This is a genomic window from Pseudoalteromonas sp. SWYJZ19, assembly GCF_015864375.1.
Lineage (GTDB): Bacteria > Pseudomonadota > Gammaproteobacteria > Enterobacterales > Alteromonadaceae > Pseudoalteromonas > Pseudoalteromonas arctica.
This window is the reverse complement of record NZ_JADYXI010000004.1, coordinates 237,311-255,664: the sequence shown is the minus strand read 5'-3', so window position 1 is coordinate 255,664 and position 18,354 is coordinate 237,311. Positions and strand designations below refer to the sequence as shown.

Genomic DNA, 18,354 nt, shown 5'->3' with positions numbered 1-18,354 from the left:
GGGTTAGTCGCCCGGTTTAAACACACCAATTACTTGTTCAAATTGGCGAGTAGACGCCTGAACAGCGTTATCGGGTTGCGCCATTTTATGACCGCACTCAACACACTCTACTTTTTCAACATCATGTTCTCTGTATAGCATCATAGTATCCATGGCTTTACACTCAGGGCACGATGCACCAGCAATAAATCGCTTCTTTTGTCTCACAACATTTTTCCTGTGGTTTGAACTGCCGTTATTTTATCGTATAACTTCACTTGTTGATACGCTTGATAAGAGCATTAAGTTCTATGTTATGATAGCGCCAACTTAACAAGGGCACAGCAAAGTAACGCATTCATGATCCAAATCTCAGAAATAGAACTACTTCGTGGCGGTAAAGCCTTATTAAAAAACGCATCAGCTACATTATTCCCAGAACACAAAGTAGGCCTTGTTGGCGCTAATGGCTGTGGAAAATCAACGTTATTTGGTTTACTAAAATCAGAACTACAACTAGATGCCGGTAACTGCAGCATTCCAAAAGATTGGTCTATTGCCTCTGTTAAGCAAGAGACACCTGCACTTGAAATAAGCGCGATTGATTATGTACTTCAAGGCCACCCAGAATACTACGCAATGCGCATAGCACTGCGTGAGGCCGAGAAAAACAACGATGGCGACACACAAGCCAAAGTACATATTCAGCTTGAAAACATTAAAGGCTACAGCATTGAATCAACCGCCGGTGAGCTATTACACGGCTTAGGCTTTGCCAATAGCCTTATAGAAAACCCTGTCAGCTCGTTTTCGGGTGGTTGGCGTATGCGTTTAAACCTTGCCCAAGCATTAATACGCGACGCCGATTTACTATTACTCGATGAGCCAACAAACCACCTTGATTTAGATGCCGTTTATTGGCTTGAACGCTTTTTACGTGCTTATACCGGTACCCTTGTACTTATATCGCATGACCGTGAGTTTTTAGATGCGGTGGTTGATCAAATTTGGCATGTAGATAAGCAACTTATCAATGTGTACAAAGGTAACTACTCGCAGTTTGAGCGCCAAAAAGCAGAGCGTTTACTACAACAACAAGCAATGTTTGATAAGCAGCAAGATCAAATTGCACACTTAGAGCAATTTATAACGCGCTTTAAAGCAAAAGCCAGTAAAGCTAAACAAGCACAAAGCCGTGTAAAAGCGCTTGAACGCATGGAAAAACTAGCGCCAGCACATGCCGACTCGCCATTTAACTTTGAGTTTGCAGAGCCAAAAGCATTACCAAACCCACTAATGACAATAGATAAAGCCAAAGCGGGTTATGGTGACGTCACTATTTTAAATAATATAGAGCTAAACCTTGTACCAGGTAGCCGAATTGCTTTACTTGGTCGAAATGGCGCGGGTAAATCAACGTTAATTAAACTGCTTTCTGGTGATTTAGAGCCGCAAGCGGGCGAAGTTATTCAGCATCACGGATTAAATATTGGTTACTTTGCGCAGCATCAGCTGGAATCTCTTGATTTAAAAGCCAGTGCAATAACGCACATACAACGACTAGACCCAAAAGCCACTGAACAATCACTACGTGACTTTTTAGGCGGCTTTGCCTTCATTGGCGATAAAGCACTTGAGCCTGTAGCCCCATTTTCGGGCGGCGAAAAAGCACGTTTAGTGCTTGCCATGTTGGTATATCAAAAACCAAATTTATTACTACTGGATGAGCCAACTAACCACCTTGATTTAGAAATGCGCCATGCACTTGTTATGGCACTACAAGGGTTTGAAGGCGCTATGGTTACCGTATCGCATGATCGCCATATGCTTAAAAATACTGCCGATGAGTTTTACTTAGTAGATGACGGCAAAGTAACTCAGTTTGGCTACGACTTAGATGCATATTATCAATGGTTACTTAACGCGAATAAAGAAGCGGTTAAAGCGCAGCAAACCGACGAGCCTAAAGCAAACCCAGGTGTTAACCGTAAGGAGCAAAAGCGCTTAGAGGCTGAGTTTAGAAAAGCCACTCAGCCACTTAAAAAGCAAATTGAAAAGCTTGAAAAGCAACTCGATAAATTTACCGCCGAATTAAGTGAAGTTGAAGTGACCTTAGGTGATAACGAACTGTACAACGACGACAACAAAGCCAAGCTTAAAGAGTTATTAGCCAAGCAAGCAACGCTTACACCTAAACTTAACGACGTTGAAGAAGAGTTACTTATGGCACTTGAAGAAATGGAAGAAAAAGAGCAGGCGTTCGCCGATGAACTTGCTCAATAGCGACCATTTTTGGCAGTTTGCGTGCACTTTGTACGCAAAGCCTGAGCAACAAACAACCTTGCTGGCACTACAAAACCAGCAAGGAAAAAATGTTAATTTATGCTTATTGCTACTTTATTTAGACTCATTAAATTTAAGTATTAATACCCAACAGCTAAATGAGTTAACGCAAGTAGTTAGTGAATTTGATACTTATGCATTACAGCCTCTGCGCGCTGCTCGTAGCTATTTAAAAGCTAATCAGAATACGATAAGTGATTACGCCACAATACGCGCAGAGTTACTAAGCGCTGAGCTAAAGCTTGAAAAACAACAGCAACATATGTTGATTGAAGCAGTAAATGAGTTTGAATTAATCGAGCATGCAGAACCAAACAATATTGAGCTGTATATGAAAGCCACTTAGGCTGCGACTTTTTATACCCTCCTCTACTGCTCATTCTCTTTTCTTTGTGCAAAAAACCTTTAAGTAATTTATTTACAAAGAGGTTAAGAGGCGCTTCGCTTTTAGAGGAAAACAAACTAGATTACTTAGATAAAAATATAAATATTGAGCGGCTGTTTAGCTCAGCATTTTATTACCCTGCCCCCATTTACTTCTCTTTTTCTTCTTTTTGCGCAAAGACCTTTAAGTAATTTATTCACAAAGAAGTTAAGAGGCGCTTCGCTTTTAGAGGAAAACAAACTAGATTACCNTTTAAAAGCTTTTATTTGCACAATGAGAAGTAAAAGAGGAGTGAATGAGAAAGCCGAAAACAAAAACCAGTATTTTATGTTTTATCACTACTTTAAAAAGCGCAGCGTCTCTTAAGCTCTTTGTGAATTAATTCGCCCTTTAAAAGCTTTTATTTGCACAATGAGAAGTAAAAGAGGAGTAAATGAGAAAGCCAAAAACAGTATTTTTATGTTTTATCACTACTCTAAAAGCCCCCTGTGTCAGGATAGTTGTCGCCTCTAACTTTTAATAGAGGCAGATAAAATGAGACGTCGATTTACACCAGAATTTAAAGTTCACGCTGTTGAAAAAGTATTATCTCAATGTGATGATGTTCGCCTAGAAGATATTGCGCTTGATTTAGGCATCGGTTATTCAACCTTGCAACGATGGATCGCGCTTGCTAAAAACCATGAACTTGAAACTAAAAATAATGGTAGTCATATGACAACAGAAAAACGCCCTCATGACTGGAGCTTAGAAGAAAGGCTTAACGCCATTATTGAATGTGCGAGTTTAGATGAAGCAGCTCTTAATGAATATTGCCGCGCTAAGGGGCTTTACCCGCATCATATTAAACAATGGAAGCAAGATTTTGCTAAAGGGCCTTCAACGAAGCCCGTAAAATCAGACAGTAAACAGCTCAAACAAGAAATTAAGCAGCTTCAAAAAGAGCTTAATCGTAAAGACAAAGCGTTAGCAGAAACAGCCGCCTTACTTGTACTCAAAAAAAAAGCAGATGCGCTTTGGGGTTTCAACGAGGACGATTAACCAGCTCAACTGAGCGTCATGAATTGATAAAGCTCATTACCGACGCGCAGAAATCAGGGGCAAGGCAAGAAAAAGCATGTGAGTTACTTGGTCTAACGGCAAGAACAATTCAACGCTGGATTGAAGCTGATGATATGACAGATAAGCGAACAAGTACGATAAAGCGACCACCTAACAGGCTAACTGAATTAGAGCAAAAGCGTATAATTAAGACTGTTAATTCAATAGAATATGGACATTTACCACCCAGCAAGATAGTCCCTAAACTATTGGATAAAGGTGTGTGGATAGCATCAGAAAGCTCGTTTTATCGCGTTATGAAATCACATAAATTATTAACACACAGAGAAAAAGTTAAACCAAATAAAAAGATAAAAAAGCCAAAAGCGCTCAAGGCAATACGTGTAAACGAAATTTATACATGGGATATCACGTATTTGCCAACAGCTGTTAAAGGTCAGTTTTTATACTTATATTTAGTGATGGATATTTATAGTCGAAAAATAGTTGGTTGGCAGGTTCATGATACACAACTAAGCACACTGGCGGCTGATTTAATGGTAGATATTTGCAGGCGAGAGCAGGTAAAGCCTGAGCAAGTCACGCTGCACTCGGATAATGGCAGTCCAATGAAAGGGGCAACGTTATTAGTGACATTGCAGGAGTTAGGTATTGTTCCTTCATTTAGCCGACCGTCTGTGAGTAATGATAATCCTTATTCTGAATCGCTATTTAAGACGTTAAAGTATCGCCCGGAATACCCTGAGAAAGCCTTTGAAAGCATGGGTAGCGCAAGAAAGTGGGTTAGCGGATTTGTTGATTGGTACAACGATGAGCACTTGCACAGCGGTATTAAATTTGTCACGCCAAACCAGCGTCATTTAGGATTAGATGAAGCGATACTAGCGAAACGTCATCAGGTAAATGAGATGGCGAAATTACAGAATCCAAGTCGTTGGTCAGGAAAGTCTCGAGATTGGACGATGATCAATGAAGTAAATTTAAATCCAGAGAAAAAAGAAGCAATGCGGGCGGCATAAAATTTAATTTGATGCGACAACTAACTTGAAAAACTCCGAAAGCGCAGCGCCTCTTAACCTCTTTGTGAATTAATTAACTAAATATTTTAAAAGCCCTTAAAACAAAAAAGCGGTGTTAATTTTAACACCGCTTAATGCGAACTATTTATAGCTATGTGCTTTTATAATCAGATTTACAACATCGGTTTTATAACATCAAACACAGCTTCTATGTGGTCGTCTCTGTCGTTTAGTGCCGCTATGTAACGGTATTTTTTGCCGCCTGCGTTTTCGAATATTTCTCGGTTTTCACCTTCTAGCTCTTCAAGTGTTTCTAGGCAGTCGGCGCTAAAAGCAGGACTGATAATGGCTACATCGGTAATACCCTCATCAGGCAGGGCTTCAAGCGTTGCGTCGGTGTAAGGCTTTAACCACTCGGCTTTACCAAATCGACTTTGAAAAGTACTAATTACTTTGTCTTTATCAAGGCCTAGTTTTTCGACAACTAAACGCGTGGTTTGTAAACATAGGCAATGGTACGGATCGCCTCGCTCTAAAAATAGTTTTGGCATACCGTGATACGAAAAAACAATTTTTTGTGGCATACCATTCGCTTCTAAATCCTCACTAATACTATTAGCAAGTGACTCAATATAACGGGTGTTTTTATGATAGCCATTAATAAAGTGCAGCTCTGGCACCCAGCGCCATTTACGCAGTACGCTTGATACAGCATCGAACGTTGAACCCGTGGTTGGGCTAGAATATTGCGGATACATTGGCAATATAATAATACGCGTTAAGCCTTTATCACGAAGCTCCTCAAGGCCGGCCTCTATTGAGGGATTACCATAGCGCATTGCCATTACCACTTCGGTATTGGTATAACCTTGCTCTTTTAATAAGGTATTTAGCTTTACGCTTTGTTGTCGAGTGATGTGAGTAAGCGGCGAGCCATTTTCGGTCCATATACTTTCGTATAATTTAGCCGAACGCTTAGGGCGCACACGCAAAATAATGCCATGTAAAATTATCATCCATACTAGGCGTGGTATTTCTACAATGCGTGGATCTGATAAAAACTCACGTAAGTATATACGAAGCGCAGCAGCTGTTGGTGCATCAGGGCTACCTAAGTTAGTAAGCAGTATTCCCGTTTTTTGGTTAAAACGCCCATCATGGGGATTGTCAGTAACCGCAGAAAATCGCGACACAGAGTGCTCCTTCAAGCAAATTCAATAATGTATTTTATGCACATTGTAACGAAAAAAACTGCCGTTTAGATCAATCATTTAGCAGTTTTAACCATAATTCTAAATGGGGCTGGTTTTTTAGATTCTAGTTGCTGCAGTTTTTCTATTGATTTGCGGCTAAATACATGACCTTTAGGCAGCAACATTATACCCGAATGGCTGTGCAGAGCATGGCCGAGTATCATTTGATCTTTAAGCTCATGGGCATTACAAATTAGTACAGATCCTGCTGAACTTTTTTGTTCGTGTAGTTTTGCATGGCTTGCTTCAAGCGCACGAACTATTTTAGGGTGGTAAAACGAACCACTATAAAGTTTTACACTTTCGAGTGCGTCCTCGTGGCGCTGCTTTTCATCGCTTGCATTGCTCTGCTCAAACGCGTCCCAGTAATCGCGCGCTAACCCTAATACCATAGCCCCTATCGGTATGTCGTTTCCAGCAAGGCCTTTGGGCATTCCATTTCCGTTAAAACGTTCAAACTGATAATAAATAGCATCCGATAAATCGTGTAAGTGTATTGCTGGCATTAGCATTAATTGTGCAGTACTTGGATGAGTATAAAAGGTCTTACGTTGTTGCTCATTTAGCCGATTTAGCGGTTTTTTATAAAGTTCAGGGTCCATAGCAAGCAAACCTATTTGTGCTAAATAACCCGCCATTGGGGCAAGATCGATGCTTTTTTGCGACAGATTTAAGTAAAGCGCTATTTGTGTGCAGGTATTTGCAATATTTTGTGCTTTGTTGCCATCAAGGTAAGGGTTTGCGTTAACAAAATTATATAGCAGCTCAACGGTTGATTTGTGCTCTTGTTTTTCGCGCTCGTTGGCGTCTTCTAGCTTTTTTAAAACTTGTTTGATTTGTAAGGTACGTTTTTCTACTCGTTGCTCTAACGTGTTGTTTAGCTCAAGTAGTTCTTGGTTTTGCGCCTTAACTTGTGTTTCTAATTTTTTGTTTTGCTTTTTTAGCGCAAATTTTTCTAGGCTATCTTTAATGCTTCGAAGTAATAAGTCGTTTTGCCATGGTTTTTGAATATAACCATTTATTTGCCCTTGGTTAACAGCCGCTAGGGTTGTTTGTATATCGGCGTAACCGGTTAATAAAATGCGTTGAGTGTCGGGTGCCAGCGCACGCGCTTTTTCTAAAAACTCGGCACCGTTCATTACTGGCATCCGCATGTCGCTAATAATTAAACCAAATTCATGATTTTTAAAAAGTGTTAATGCGTTTTGCGGATTATCGCAAACAATAACCGTTAAGCCATTTACTTCAAGTAGTCGTGTTAACGTACGTAGTACTATTTCGTCATCATCAATACAAAGTACATCAACCTGATTCATTGGTGTGTTTGGTGTTGCTTGAGTCATTGCGCCGCCTTTAAATTACTTCTGGCTAAATAATAGCTTAAAAAAACATCCGTGACCTGTTTATGCTTACCTTTTATATAGAGTAGGAGTCACCTAATGTGGTTATTATCTATAAGTAGATAAATGCTCACACTAAAGTTGCAAATTTGCATGTAGACGACTAAACGTTAAGTATAAAGTTATCTATATGGATGAAAGGAATGAATGGATCAGATGGTAATTTTGAACGTGCTTTTTTAAACGAACAAAAGCTGCGCTTGGCCGCAGAACAATTACTCAAAGATAAAAGCACCGTTTTAGTTGCCATAAATAATGAATTACAAAAAAAAGTAGCCGATTTAGAACACCAGCAAATGCTGTTTGTGCAAACCGAAAAAATGGCAACCTTAGGAACGCTTTGTGCAGGCGTAGCCCATGAAATAAATACCCCGCTTGCCTATGCAATGAGTAATATAGAAAGCTTACAAAATTCTACTCCTTTGCTCATCACGTTGCTAAAGCTTAACGAGCAATACTTAAACAACGAAATTAAAGAGAGCCGTTTTAAACACGAAATCGACATACTCAACTTACAGTATCCGTATGCGTGGCTTTATAACAATTTGCAGGGACAAGTTAACGACAGCGTTGAAGGACTCAAACGAATAAAACAAATTGTGCATGACTTATTAAACTTTGCCCACCCCTCCTCCTCGCAAGATAAGCAACTAACCGATGTAACAACGGGTGCTAATAATGCTTTAAGGTTATTAAGTAACAAACTCAAACTATGCGAGATAAAAACGCGGTTTGAACCACTACCACTTATTTGGTGCAATTTATCATCAATTAATCAAATTTTTGTAAATCTCTTAATGAATGCTTGGCAAGCATGCGAGCTTGATTTAGAAAAAGGCTGCATTATTGAGGTCAATATTTTTGAACTAAACACAAATATCTGTATTGAGGTAAAAGATAATGGCTGTGGAATGAGTGAAGACACAATAGCGCATATGTTTGACCCTTTTTATACAACAAAAGAAGTTGGTGAAGGTACCGGTATGGGTATGACACTTGTATACGCTATGGTGAGCGATCATGGCGGAAAAATAGAAGTTAACAGCACATTAGGGACAGGTACGACCATCCGCTGCCTATTACCTTTAAAAGCGTAAACTAACGAACAAAACCACAATGTAAATAAAAAGTTAACAGATCTTTTTTTGAAGTTTAATGCCCTTGTAGCGTGTATTTTAATCGATTAAAGGTAGTTTTTTCTTATCTTGAAATTTATTTGCATACTTAGACCAAATATTTAGTTTTTTTCATTTCTTTTTGTTTGCATATGTTGCTAGGATGTTTGCAACAGGTTATGAGCACCATAACCACACACATATTATAAGAACACAAAAAAACAGGGTCGTCACTATGCCAACATACCGTTTAAACACACTTGCTGTAGCCGTTGCTTTCGCGTTTAGCGCACCAAGCATTGTTAACGCAGAAGAAGCACCAGTGCAAGCTGCTAAAAACATTGAGCAAATATCTGTATTAGGATCGCGTGTATCTAACCGTACTTCTACTGAGTCTTCTTCTCCTATTGATTTAATTGACGCAGATGACTTAACCAAAGGTGGCTTTACCGAGCTTGGCCAAAGCCTTCAAGCGACAGCGCCTTCATTTAACTTTTCGCGTACACAAGTATCTGACGGTTCTGATTTATTTAGACCCGCCACACTTCGTGGCCTACAGCCAGATCAAACTCTTGTATTAGTAAATGGTAAACGTCGCCATAACCAATCAATTTTTGGCCTTAACGGTACAGTAGGCGCGGGCGCTGCGGGTACTGATATGAATGCGATTCCGCTAACGGCCCTTAAAGGCGTTGAAGTATTACGCGATGGCGCAGCGGCGCAATATGGCTCTGATGCTATTGCAGGCGTAATTAACTTATCTCTTAATAACTCAACCGGTATTACAACGGGTTTTGTACAATACGGCGGCACAAGTGAAGGTGACGGCGACACTATTTCAGCAGGTTTAAACCGTGGTTTTGAATTAGGTAACGAAGGCGGCTTTATTAACCTATCGCTTGAGTACCGTGATGCAGATGGCACTAACCGCGCCGAGCGTGATACGGGGGGTTCGCTTAATGTTGAACCAGGTACGTTAAGTGAAGACGTACGCTGGGGCCAAGGTAACTCAGAAAGTGAATTTACATCGCTATTTTACAACATGGCATTACCAATGGGCGACGGCGAGCTTTACTCGTTTGGTGGCTACTCAGAGCGCACGGCGCTGGGTAATGGTTTTTACCGTAACTTTAACGAAGCGTCTAAAAACGTAACTCAAGTATATAGCGATGGTTTTTTACCGCGCATATATAACGAAGCACAAGATATTTCAGTCGCGCTTGGTTTTAAAGGCGATATAAACACAGATTGGAATTACGATGTATCGGCTGTTTATGGTGAAAATCAATACGACTTTACATCACGCAATACATTAAACGCTTCTTACGCGGCTGAGTATTTATTTAACAACCCAAGTGCAAGCGATGCCGATATTGCAGCAAACTCAGGCCCTAGTGGCGGTTACTCAGGTGGTTTTAGATTTGATCAAACAACGCTTAACCTTGATGTAAACGGTATTGTAGATATTGGCCGTGGTGAACCTTTATATGTAACAGTAGGCGCTGAATATCGTAAAGAAAACTACGAAATAGTACCTGGCGATGAAGCATCATACGCCTGTGGACTAGCAAATATGGATACCTCGTACCCATCAGTAAACGATCCAGACCAATTTGCACAGTGTGGTTTTCAGGCTTATAACGGCCTACGCCCTGAAGCAGCTAACGACAGCGACCGTAACAGCTACGCAGTTTATGTAGACGTAGAAACTATGATCACCGATGCATGGAACGTCAGTGGTGCGCTACGTTATGAAGATTTCTCAGATGCTGGGGATGATTTAATTGGTAAATTAGCAACACGTTATGAATTTTCAGATGATTTTGCTGTACGTGGTGCGGTATCTACTGGTTTTAGAGCACCATCACTTCAACAAAGTGGTTATACAGCCTTTACAACTAACTTAGGCTCAGACGGCACATTAACGCAATCGTTCACTGCAAACACAGGGACCGCTTTCCCAAGTGCGTTAGGCGTAGATAGCTTAGAGCTTGAAACTTCAACAAACTACAGTGCAGGTTTTGTTTACGATGTAACAAGCGAGCTTTCGTTAACGGTTGATTTTTACCGTGTAGAAATTGAAGACCGTATTACGCTTGGCAGCTTACTTACCGCTGACGACGTATCGTTTAGCTCAGAAGCAGTTGCAGCGCTACAAGCAACTGGAGCTGTGCAAGCTAACTACTTCTCAAACTCGGTTGATTCTACTACGCAAGGCGTTGATATTATTGCATCGTACCGTACAGAAGTTGAAGGTGGCAATTTAGGAGTAACCTTTGCAGGTAACCTAAACGATACTAAAATTGACGGCGTAAATGCTGAAGACGGTATTCCTGAAGCGGTTGCTTTTGATGATTTACAACGTAGCTTTTTTACCGACGGACAACCTAGTGAACGTGCAACGCTTACGTTTGACTACGAACGCGATGCCTACACATCAACCATTCGCTTTAACTACTTTGGCGAAACAGATGTAAAATACTTTGGTAATGACCATATTTCATTACCAGGTGAGCTTTCGCCAACAGGATCGTTTAAACCAACAAGTACGGTTGAGTCTGCTGTGTTAGTTGATTTAAATGTTAGCTACCAAATTAACGACATGTTTGCGCTTTCAGTGGGTGCCGATAACGTATTTGACGAAACGCCAGACGAGCTAGGCGACGACGAAGTACTTAACTTTATCACCAACGGCGCATTTAAATACCCAGTACGTGCATTACCTTACGGCTTTGACGGCAGAACGTACTATGCAAAAGTAAGCTTTAGTTTTTAATTTATAAAGCAAACTAAAGTAATATTAAGCGCAGTTATTAACTGCGCTTTTTTTATACTTTTTTATTACTAAAAAAGTACCTGTTGGGCATTAAAAATACTTGCGCGGTTGAAAATTAAGCCTACAATCGCCATCTCTTAAATAGGCTAATATAAAAGCCTTTTTATTATTTAACTTAAAATAACCATTAGTTGATAGGAAATATATGACTAAAAAATCTAAAGCAAAAACCGCAAGCAACAGCGCGGTAGACACAGGACGAGGCGTTATAAACCACAATGCACTAGCGGCGATGGTCACCTCTAAATTATTTAAACCACAAGTGGTTAAAGCTAAAAAAGGCAAAGGTTCGTTTAAACGCAACAACAAGCATTCAGGACAAGAGTCCTATTTAATCGCGGCTTAAATAGCACCGATCAAATAGGGCTTTTGAATATAGTAAGCGAGGTTTTATACCTCGCTTTTACTTTTAAAGCATACAAGCCACGTTACATAAGCGCGAAATAAATTCGCACCTACGGGTTTGGTATTTGCACGGTGTAGGTGAGGTTTTATACCTCGCTTTCACTTTTAGAGCATTAAAGCCATGTTACATGAGCGCGAAATAAATTCGCACCTACGGGTTTGGTGTTTGCACGATGTAGGTGAGGTTTTATACCTCGCTTTCACTTTTAGAGCATTAAAGCCACGTTACATGAGCGCGAAGTAAATTCGCACCTACAAGTTTGTAGAGCACGGTGGTTTAAACTGCTGTGCTGAATTTTTAACTGTTTGTGATGGGTTTTCACCAAATAGTTGCGTGTAATCTTTAGCAAATTGTCCCGCATGCCAAAATCCCCAATTGGCTGCTATTACTGAAATTGGCTTATCTTGGTTTGGTTTTTTTAGTTCCCGCCTTACATTATTTAAGCGTGTTAAACGTAAAAACCGCAAAGGGTTAATTCCTAAAACACTCTCAAAACTATACTGAAGTGTGCGCCTACTTACAAAGGCAAGCTCGCACAGCTCGGTTATGGTTATTGGGTTTTGTGGATTTGTGGCCACGTAATCTTTTACTTTATCTACTACGGCTTTTCGATGTTTATAACTTGGCGCAATATTTTGTTGTGGATTATCTGCTTGTAATAAGTGTAGTGCCAACATGTTTAGCATATCTTGTTGCGATTCGGTTTTAAGTCCAAAGCCCTTGCCTACAACCATGCTATTAATTATTTGCCTTGCCGTTTGCAATGATGAGTTGCTTACCGATAAGCGAGCTGATTGTGCTGATGATAGGTTTTTCAATGTTACGCCTTGTAGCTGCGCCATATATTCAATTGAATTCCAATCGATTACCAAACCATAAATATTAAATTGCTCAGGGGTTATCAGCTCAAAGTCATTATCACTTGTACGGCACATAAATTGATTACTTGCCACACTTAGACCATTAATCTTACTTTGCTGCGACTGACAAGGAATGCCAAGCCAAACCGAATTGGGGGCGATGTTACATTGCTGACGAAGCGCTCGCTCGGTGTATTCTTTAAACACATGAATATTGACGTAATCTGTTTCTTCAATAAAACCATAAAAGCTGCCGTCGCTCATTTGATCGTATTTTTGCTGCCATTGAGTAAGGCTATGCGCTTGCTCGTCTATATCGTGTGTTTGCACCTTGCTCTTTAGTGGTGCGTTGTAGCTACTTTGCTGCGCCATATAGGGGATGCTCTTTTTCGTTACACTTTTATTATGGTTAAGTTAACACCGCTTTGCGTATGTAACCAATTGAATTGGATTAATAAATAATCTTTTGCCGAAATTCGATAGTTACTTGGTACAAAATAAGCTGTCTTGTAACTATTGAAAATTGATTTATAGCTAAAGATGCAGCAAAACCTATACCAAGGTTTATCATGTTAGTTATGTGGAGTAAATCATGGGGCAAGCGTACAGTTACACTTTAGGTACACACACTTATAAATTCAAGAACTTAGCCCAGTTAATGGCTAAAGCAACGCCACAGCGTTCGGGTGATCGCTTAGCGGGCGTCATTGCACAATCAGCACAAGAACGTGCTGTGGCTCAAATGACATTGGCCGATGTACCTCTTAAAACATTTTTAAATGAGGTACTTATTCCCTACGAAGATGACGAAATTACACGCTTAATTATTGACGAGCACGATGCCAATGCCTTTATGGCTATTGCACATTTAACTGTAGGCGATTTTCGTAATTGGCTTTTAAGCGACTTTGCAACACCCGCTGTACTTGCAAGTATAAGGCAAGGAATTACGCCTGAAATGGCTGCTGCAGTTAGCAAAATAATGCGCAATCAAGATCTCATATTAATTGCTAAAAAGTGCCATGTTACAAGTGCTTTTAGAAACACTATTGGCCTCCCTGGGCATTTATCTACACGTTTACAACCAAATCATCCAACTGACGATATTAACGGTATTGCTGCATGCATGCTTGATGGGCTGCTATACGGTAATGGCGATGCCGTAATAGGTATAAACCCAGCAACCGACAACGTTGCCCAGGCCATTAAATTAATGACATTAATGGATGATGTTATTCAAAAATACGCCATACCGACGCAAAGCTGTGTGCTTACCCATGTTACTAACACTATTGAATGTATAGAAGCTGGCGCACCGGTTGATTTGGTATTTCAGTCGATTGGCGGCACGGAGGCTACTAACTCAAGTTTTGGTTTTAATTTAAATACTTTAGCTGAAGCGCAAGATGCCGCTTTGAGTTTAAAGCGCGGCACTGTTGGCAATAATGTGATGTATTTTGAAACTGGGCAAGGCAGTTCGCTTTCAGCAAATGCGCATCATGGGCTTGATCAGCAAACGTGTGAAGCTCGCGCTTATGCAGTTGCTCGTAAGTTTGATCCGTTACTGGTTAATACCGTGGTGGGGTTTATTGGCCCTGAATATTTGTTTGATGGTAAAGAAATTACCCGAGCAGGACTTGAGGATCACTTTTGCGCTAAGTTACTAGGCATACCGATGGGGTGTGACGTGTGTTACACCAATCATGCAGAGGCCGATCAAAACGATATGGATAATTTGCTAACGCTATTAGGTGTTGCAGGTTGCTCGTTTGTAATGGGAATACCTGGCTCTGACGATATTATGCTTAACTACCAAACTACGTCGTTTCATGATGCATTATATGTGCGTCGAGTTCTTGGCTCTAGACCCGCCCCTGAGTTTGAAGCATGGCTAAGCAAAATGAAAATTATGCAAAGCACTACCGATATGACACTTTCAGATACCTTGCCTCCCGCTTTTGCTAAACCTCTGGGTGCAATTGCTGGAGGTGGCTCATGAAATCACGTTCAAAACCGACCACTCCATTAGATAACTCAGTAAATGAGCATAAAAATAACGGTAATGTAGTGCACAACCCTTGGAGTGATTTACGGCGTTTTACCGACGCCCGTATTGGGCTTGGTCGCGCTGGTATAAGTTTGCCAACCTCAGAAATGCTGGCTTTTCAGCTATCTCATGCACAAGCGCGTGATGCGGTGAGTTTTCCGCTTGATATTAACGAAATAACTGAGCAACTAGGCAGTATTAGTGCTCTAAAAGAGGTTGCCCCTCCCCTGCATTTACACAGCCAAGCCGTTAACAGGGTTACTTACCTTCAGCGACCCGATTTAGGCCGCAAACTTGATGAAAATGGTAGGCAAGTACTTCTCAGCTATATGAATAAACAAAAACACACTACGCAGGTTAAATACGATTTAGCGATTGTAGTGGTTGATGGACTTTCGTCGTTGGCGGTACAAAAAAATGCATACCCATTTATAACAGAGCTATTAACGCACCTTACAACAGACAAGCAATTTAAAATTGCTCCCATTACTTTGGTTGAGCAAGGGCGAGTAGCGATTGGCGACGATATAGGTGAGTTGCTAAATGCGCAGGTGGTTATGGTGTTAATAGGAGAGCGCCCAGGACTTAGTTCGCCAGATAGCCTTGGCTTGTATTTAACATGGGAGCCCAAAACAGGACTTAACGATGCATGTCGTAATTGCATATCGAATATTCGCCCTGCAGGCCTACCTTATACAGAAGCAGCTAGACGCGCACTGTACTTATTACGTGAAGCTAAAAAACTAAAACTAACTGGGGTTAATTTAAAAGACCGCACACAAGATGATGTAATTGAGCATCAGGTTTCAACCACTAACTTTTTAATTGCTGAGTAATTTTAATTAAAAACACATGAAATAAAAAAATAAAAACTAAACATCAACGGAGAAAGGTTATGTCTACTAATAATAATACAGAGTACCTTGCTAAAAGACAGTTAAAACGGGGTACTGCGGGGTGGTTATTGCTCGCAGGTTTGGGTGTGTCGTATGTAATATCGGGTGACTTTGCAGGCTGGAACTTTGGTATCGCCGAAGCCGGTTGGGGTGGTTTTGCCATTGCTGCAGTATTAATGGCGGTTATGTATTTAGCGCTTGTACTATCGCTTGCTGAAATGTCAGCTGCAATACCTGCTGCAGGCGGTGGTTATAGTTTTGCGCGTCAAGCTATGGGGCCAGCAGGAGGCTATTTAACCGGGCTTGCCGTATTAATTGAATATGCCTTAGCGCCCGCTGCTATTGTTATTTTTATAGGCTCGGCAGTTGAAGCCCTCACCGGGTTTAATGGTCCATGGGTATATGCATTATTTTACTTACTATTTGTAGGAATTCATTTAGCGGGCGTAGGAGAAGCGCTAAAAGTAATGATGGTAATAAGTGGTTTAGCGGTATTAGCTATTATTGCAACGGCTTTTGTTTTAATCACAAATTTTGATGCATCACGCTTATTTGACGTCCCCGTAACCGATGCAGTGGGAGCTAGTGAGTTTTTACCTTTAGGTTGGTACGGGGTTTGGGCTGCATTACCGTTTGCCATGTGGTTATTTTTAGCAGTTGAAGGTGTACCGCTTGCTGCTGAAGAAGCAAAAGATCCCGCTAGAGATGTGCCAAAAGGCATTATTGGTGCAATGATCTTTTTGTTATTTACTGCTTTTTTAGTTGTTGTTTTAGTACCTGGTGCTGGCGGTGCTGCTGCAATGGGGGCAAGTGCTGTACCTTTAGTTGATGCATTAAATGCATCGGGTAGTGAGGGCTTAGCAACCGTTGTAAATATATTAGGGCTTGCGGGTTTAGTTGCTTCGTTTTTCTCTATTATTTATGGTTATAGTCGCTTAGTGTTTGCTTTATCTAGAGCCGGTTATTTACCACGTTCGTTGTCTATTACGACTAATCGCAAAGTGCCAGCACGTGCGTTGATTGTACCGGCAGTATTTGGCTTTTTAGTATCACTCAGTGGTGAGGGTGACTTAATACTTGCAATGGCAGTAGTAGGTGCAACGCTCTCGTATGCATTAATGGCGCTGAGCCATATTTTACTTCGCGTTAAACAACCTGATTTACCTCGCCCGTACAAAACTCCAGGTGGCGTAGTTACGTCAAGTATTGCTTTAGTACTTTCGCTTATAGCATTAACGGGTGTGTATGCGTTTGACCCTCGTGCATTTTTATACACTATGGTGCTGTTTATTGTGGGCGCCGCATATTACTTTGGCTATAGCTCAAAACACTTAGTTGCTAAAAGCGCTGATGAAGAGTTTGCAATGTTGGCAAATGCAGAATCTGATTTAGAAATGGCTAAGTAGGTATTAATAGTTATTAAATATAAGTGAGGCTACCCCTCACTCATATTTTTATACGTACAATACGATGTAAAAATGATGCCTGCATGTAGGCATCAAGTCCCTTCTATACTTTATTAATACCGTTTAAAACTAAAACTTTATGTTGCCGCGTAGCGCTTTGTTTTGCCCGTGTTTAGTTTTTTTATCCATGCGCTTTCGCTGTGAATTACGGCTGGGCTTGGTGGCACGACGCGCTTTATTAACAACGGTAGCACTAAGTATTAAATCTTTTAAGCGCTTAAGGGCATCTTCTCGGTTTAGCTCTTGAGTACGATGGCTTTGCGCTTTAATTATTAAAACGCCTTCTTTGGTAATTCTTGTATCATTTAAGGCTAGCAAACGCTCTTTATAAAAATCAGGTAATTTAGAGCGGTTAATATCAAAGCGTAAATGAATTGCACTTGCGACTTTGTTAACATTTTGACCACCGGCACCTTGCGAACGAATAGCCGTTAGCTCTAGTTCCCATTCATCGATAGTGACAGTATTTGAAATTGTTAACATTGTGTTCAGCTCTATTTGTCAAAAATGTATTATATCATCAGTACATTAGCTTGTGGTGAATGAACTAAATTCTTAGAACTTAAATAAATTCTCATAAATTGTACTATAAAATCAGCCAATATATTATTTTGTGTTGGCAAGTGTTGCTTATTAGTTTCTAATTGGCACAACTTTAATACTAGGAAATGCTCAATGAAAAAAATACTTGTATCACTTAGCTTATTAGCAATGAGTTTCTCAAGCCTTGCAGTAGATATTAACGAAGGTCAACTTCAAAGCTATATGAAAGCACTGCCAGCTGTAACGAGCTGGGCAAGCAGCCAAGAGTCTTTAAAAGACTTAGACTTAGCAAGTATGTTAGGTGGTTCTGCAGATCAAAGTGTTGACGAACAAAGCTCTTTAGCTAATAGCGCACTAAGCATGATTAAAGAGCAAGACCTATACAAAAGCTTCGCGGGTGTTACAGGCCGCTACGGCTTTACACCAGAGCAACTAGTAACTGTAGGTTCTGAAGTATCAATGGCTTATATCGAAAACCTTAAATCGGGTTTATCTGCTGATAATCAAGAAACAGCGAATAAAGTAATGGGCGGTTTTCAAAGCATGAAAAGTGCTAAAGATAAAGGCGCTAGTTCGTTAATGGGTTCGTTTGGTAAATCGTCAAGCGCAGCTGAGGAGTCTACAGAGTCTTTAGTAAGCGAAAGCAACCTTGAACTTGTGAGCGAATACATGCCACAACTACAAAAGCTTTTTGCACTTCTATAAGTTTTATTGTTTTATAAAAAGGTGGCTTTTGCCGCCTTT

The 18,354-nt window shown here is 40.5% G+C and carries 15 protein-coding genes; 10 read left to right on the top strand and 5 right to left on the bottom strand.

The genetic code is table 11. The features are described 5' to 3' along the window. Positions 1 to 3: 3 nt before the first annotated feature. Complete coding sequence (locus I6F45_RS06195) at positions 4 to 207, bottom strand: YheV family putative zinc ribbon protein (RefSeq protein WP_004589620.1); 204 nt, start codon at positions 205 to 207, stop codon at positions 4 to 6. A 132-nt stretch (positions 208 to 339) separates the two neighbouring features. On the opposite strand from I6F45_RS06195, the gene I6F45_RS06190 reads away from it, so the two are divergent. The 3 genes from I6F45_RS06190 to I6F45_RS06180 all read left to right on the top strand — a co-directional run bounded on the left by I6F45_RS06190 (position 340) and on the right by I6F45_RS06180 (position 4,788). Next, a complete protein-coding gene (locus tag I6F45_RS06190) occupies positions 340 to 2,262 on the top strand; it encodes an ATP-binding cassette domain-containing protein (protein WP_197159966.1) in 1,923 nt (640 codons plus the stop codon). Next, complete coding sequence (locus tag I6F45_RS06185) at positions 2,246 to 2,668, top strand: TIGR02444 family protein (protein WP_165729561.1); 423 nt, start codon at positions 2,246 to 2,248, stop codon at positions 2,666 to 2,668. Before I6F45_RS06190 ends, I6F45_RS06185 begins: the two co-directional genes overlap by 17 nt. A 573-nt stretch (positions 2,669 to 3,241) precedes the next feature. Further along, positions 3,242 to 4,788 (top strand): IS3 family transposase gene (locus I6F45_RS06180; RefSeq protein WP_197159962.1). Its coding sequence is split into 2 segments (ribosomal slippage): positions 3,242 to 3,701 and positions 3,701 to 4,788, totalling 1,548 coding nucleotides; the frame shifts between segments, so codons are not numbered across the junction. Positions 4,789 to 4,961: 173 nt separating this feature from the next. On the opposite strand, the gene hemH is transcribed toward I6F45_RS06180, so the two are convergent. Together hemH and I6F45_RS06170 are read right to left on the bottom strand one after the other, a co-directional pair. Further along, positions 4,962 to 5,981, bottom strand: coding sequence for a ferrochelatase (hemH, locus tag I6F45_RS06175; protein WP_007583511.1), 1,020 nt, complete (start codon positions 5,979 to 5,981; stop codon positions 4,962 to 4,964). Between the two features lie 74 nt (positions 5,982 to 6,055). Then, positions 6,056 to 7,384 (bottom strand): HD domain-containing phosphohydrolase, encoded by a 1,329-nt coding sequence (locus I6F45_RS06170; RefSeq protein WP_165735969.1) that lies wholly within the window; start codon positions 7,382 to 7,384, stop codon positions 6,056 to 6,058. Between the two features lie 200 nt (positions 7,385 to 7,584). Here I6F45_RS06170 and I6F45_RS06165 point away from each other — a divergent pair, with 200 nt between their 5' ends. The 3 genes from I6F45_RS06165 (at position 7,585) to arfA (ending at position 11,738) form a co-directional block, all read left to right on the top strand. After that, positions 7,585 to 8,538 (top strand): sensor histidine kinase, encoded by a 954-nt coding sequence (locus I6F45_RS06165; RefSeq protein WP_007583514.1) that lies wholly within the window; start codon positions 7,585 to 7,587, stop codon positions 8,536 to 8,538. A gap of 253 nt (positions 8,539 to 8,791) precedes the next feature. Then, a complete protein-coding gene (locus I6F45_RS06160; RefSeq protein ID WP_165728793.1) occupies positions 8,792 to 11,332 on the top strand; it encodes a TonB-dependent receptor plug domain-containing protein in 2,541 nt (846 codons plus the stop codon). Positions 11,333 to 11,537: 205 nt separating this feature from the next. Further along, the gene (gene arfA / locus I6F45_RS06155; RefSeq protein ID WP_024593211.1) at positions 11,538 to 11,738 is read left to right on the top strand and encodes a ribosome alternative rescue factor ArfA; all 201 of its coding nucleotides are present in this window, start codon (positions 11,538 to 11,540) and stop codon (positions 11,736 to 11,738) included. Between the two features lie 311 nt (positions 11,739 to 12,049). On the opposite strand, the gene I6F45_RS06150 is transcribed toward arfA, so the two are convergent. After that, positions 12,050 to 13,030 carry a helix-turn-helix domain-containing protein gene (locus I6F45_RS06150; protein ID WP_165741312.1) on the bottom strand — a complete coding sequence of 327 codons (981 nt, stop codon included), beginning with the start codon at positions 13,028 to 13,030 and terminating at the stop codon, positions 12,050 to 12,052. A 220-nt stretch (positions 13,031 to 13,250) separates the two neighbouring features. Between I6F45_RS06150 and I6F45_RS06145 the strand changes: the two genes are divergently transcribed. From I6F45_RS06145 to eat, 3 genes are read left to right on the top strand one after another with little or no spacing between them, the layout of a single operon-like run. After that, on the top strand, positions 13,251 to 14,657 hold the full coding sequence (locus tag I6F45_RS06145) for an ethanolamine ammonia-lyase subunit EutB (RefSeq protein ID WP_197116876.1): 1,407 nt from the start codon (positions 13,251 to 13,253) through the stop codon (positions 14,655 to 14,657). After that, the gene (eutC, locus tag I6F45_RS06140; protein WP_197159961.1) at positions 14,654 to 15,541 is read left to right on the top strand and encodes an ethanolamine ammonia-lyase subunit EutC; all 888 of its coding nucleotides are present in this window, start codon (positions 14,654 to 14,656) and stop codon (positions 15,539 to 15,541) included. The genes I6F45_RS06145 and eutC overlap by 4 nt, the downstream gene beginning before the upstream one ends. Before the next feature lie 59 nt (positions 15,542 to 15,600). Beyond that, positions 15,601 to 17,007, top strand: coding sequence for an ethanolamine permease (gene eat / locus I6F45_RS06135; RefSeq protein WP_197159960.1), 1,407 nt, complete (start codon positions 15,601 to 15,603; stop codon positions 17,005 to 17,007). Between the two features lie 129 nt (positions 17,008 to 17,136). On the opposite strand, the gene arfB is transcribed toward eat, so the two are convergent. Continuing rightward, positions 17,137 to 17,550 carry an alternative ribosome rescue aminoacyl-tRNA hydrolase ArfB gene (gene arfB / locus I6F45_RS06130; protein WP_007583522.1) on the bottom strand — a complete coding sequence of 138 codons (414 nt, stop codon included), beginning with the start codon at positions 17,548 to 17,550 and terminating at the stop codon, positions 17,137 to 17,139. A gap of 192 nt (positions 17,551 to 17,742) precedes the next feature. Between arfB and I6F45_RS06125 the strand changes: the two genes are divergently transcribed. Continuing rightward, a complete protein-coding gene (locus I6F45_RS06125; RefSeq protein WP_010555231.1) occupies positions 17,743 to 18,315 on the top strand; it encodes a hypothetical protein in 573 nt (190 codons plus the stop codon). Positions 18,316 to 18,354: the final 39 nt, after the last annotated feature.

What these genes read in the sequence shown, in the direction of transcription:
- I6F45_RS06190 (WP_197159966.1), top strand. Translation starts at nt 340, where the DNA reads ATGATCCAAATCTCAGAAATAGAACTACTTCGTGGCGGTAAAGCCTTA.
- I6F45_RS06185 (WP_165729561.1), top strand. Translation starts at nt 2,246, where the DNA reads ATGAACTTGCTCAATAGCGACCATTTTTGGCAGTTTGCGTGCACTTTG.
- I6F45_RS06170 (WP_165735969.1), bottom strand. Translation starts at nt 7,384, where the DNA reads ATGACTCAAGCAACACCAAACACACCAATGAATCAGGTTGATGTACTT.
- I6F45_RS06165 (WP_007583514.1), top strand. Translation starts at nt 7,585, where the DNA reads ATGAATGGATCAGATGGTAATTTTGAACGTGCTTTTTTAAACGAACAA.
- I6F45_RS06160 (WP_165728793.1), top strand. Translation starts at nt 8,792, where the DNA reads ATGCCAACATACCGTTTAAACACACTTGCTGTAGCCGTTGCTTTCGCG.
- arfA (WP_024593211.1), top strand. Translation starts at nt 11,538, where the DNA reads ATGACTAAAAAATCTAAAGCAAAAACCGCAAGCAACAGCGCGGTAGAC.
- I6F45_RS06150 (WP_165741312.1), bottom strand. Translation starts at nt 13,030, where the DNA reads ATGGCGCAGCAAAGTAGCTACAACGCACCACTAAAGAGCAAGGTGCAA.
- I6F45_RS06145 (WP_197116876.1), top strand. Translation starts at nt 13,251, where the DNA reads ATGGGGCAAGCGTACAGTTACACTTTAGGTACACACACTTATAAATTC.
- eutC (WP_197159961.1), top strand. Translation starts at nt 14,654, where the DNA reads ATGAAATCACGTTCAAAACCGACCACTCCATTAGATAACTCAGTAAAT.
- eat (WP_197159960.1), top strand. Translation starts at nt 15,601, where the DNA reads ATGTCTACTAATAATAATACAGAGTACCTTGCTAAAAGACAGTTAAAA.
- arfB (WP_007583522.1), bottom strand. Translation starts at nt 17,550, where the DNA reads ATGTTAACAATTTCAAATACTGTCACTATCGATGAATGGGAACTAGAG.
- I6F45_RS06125 (WP_010555231.1), top strand. Translation starts at nt 17,743, where the DNA reads ATGAAAAAAATACTTGTATCACTTAGCTTATTAGCAATGAGTTTCTCA.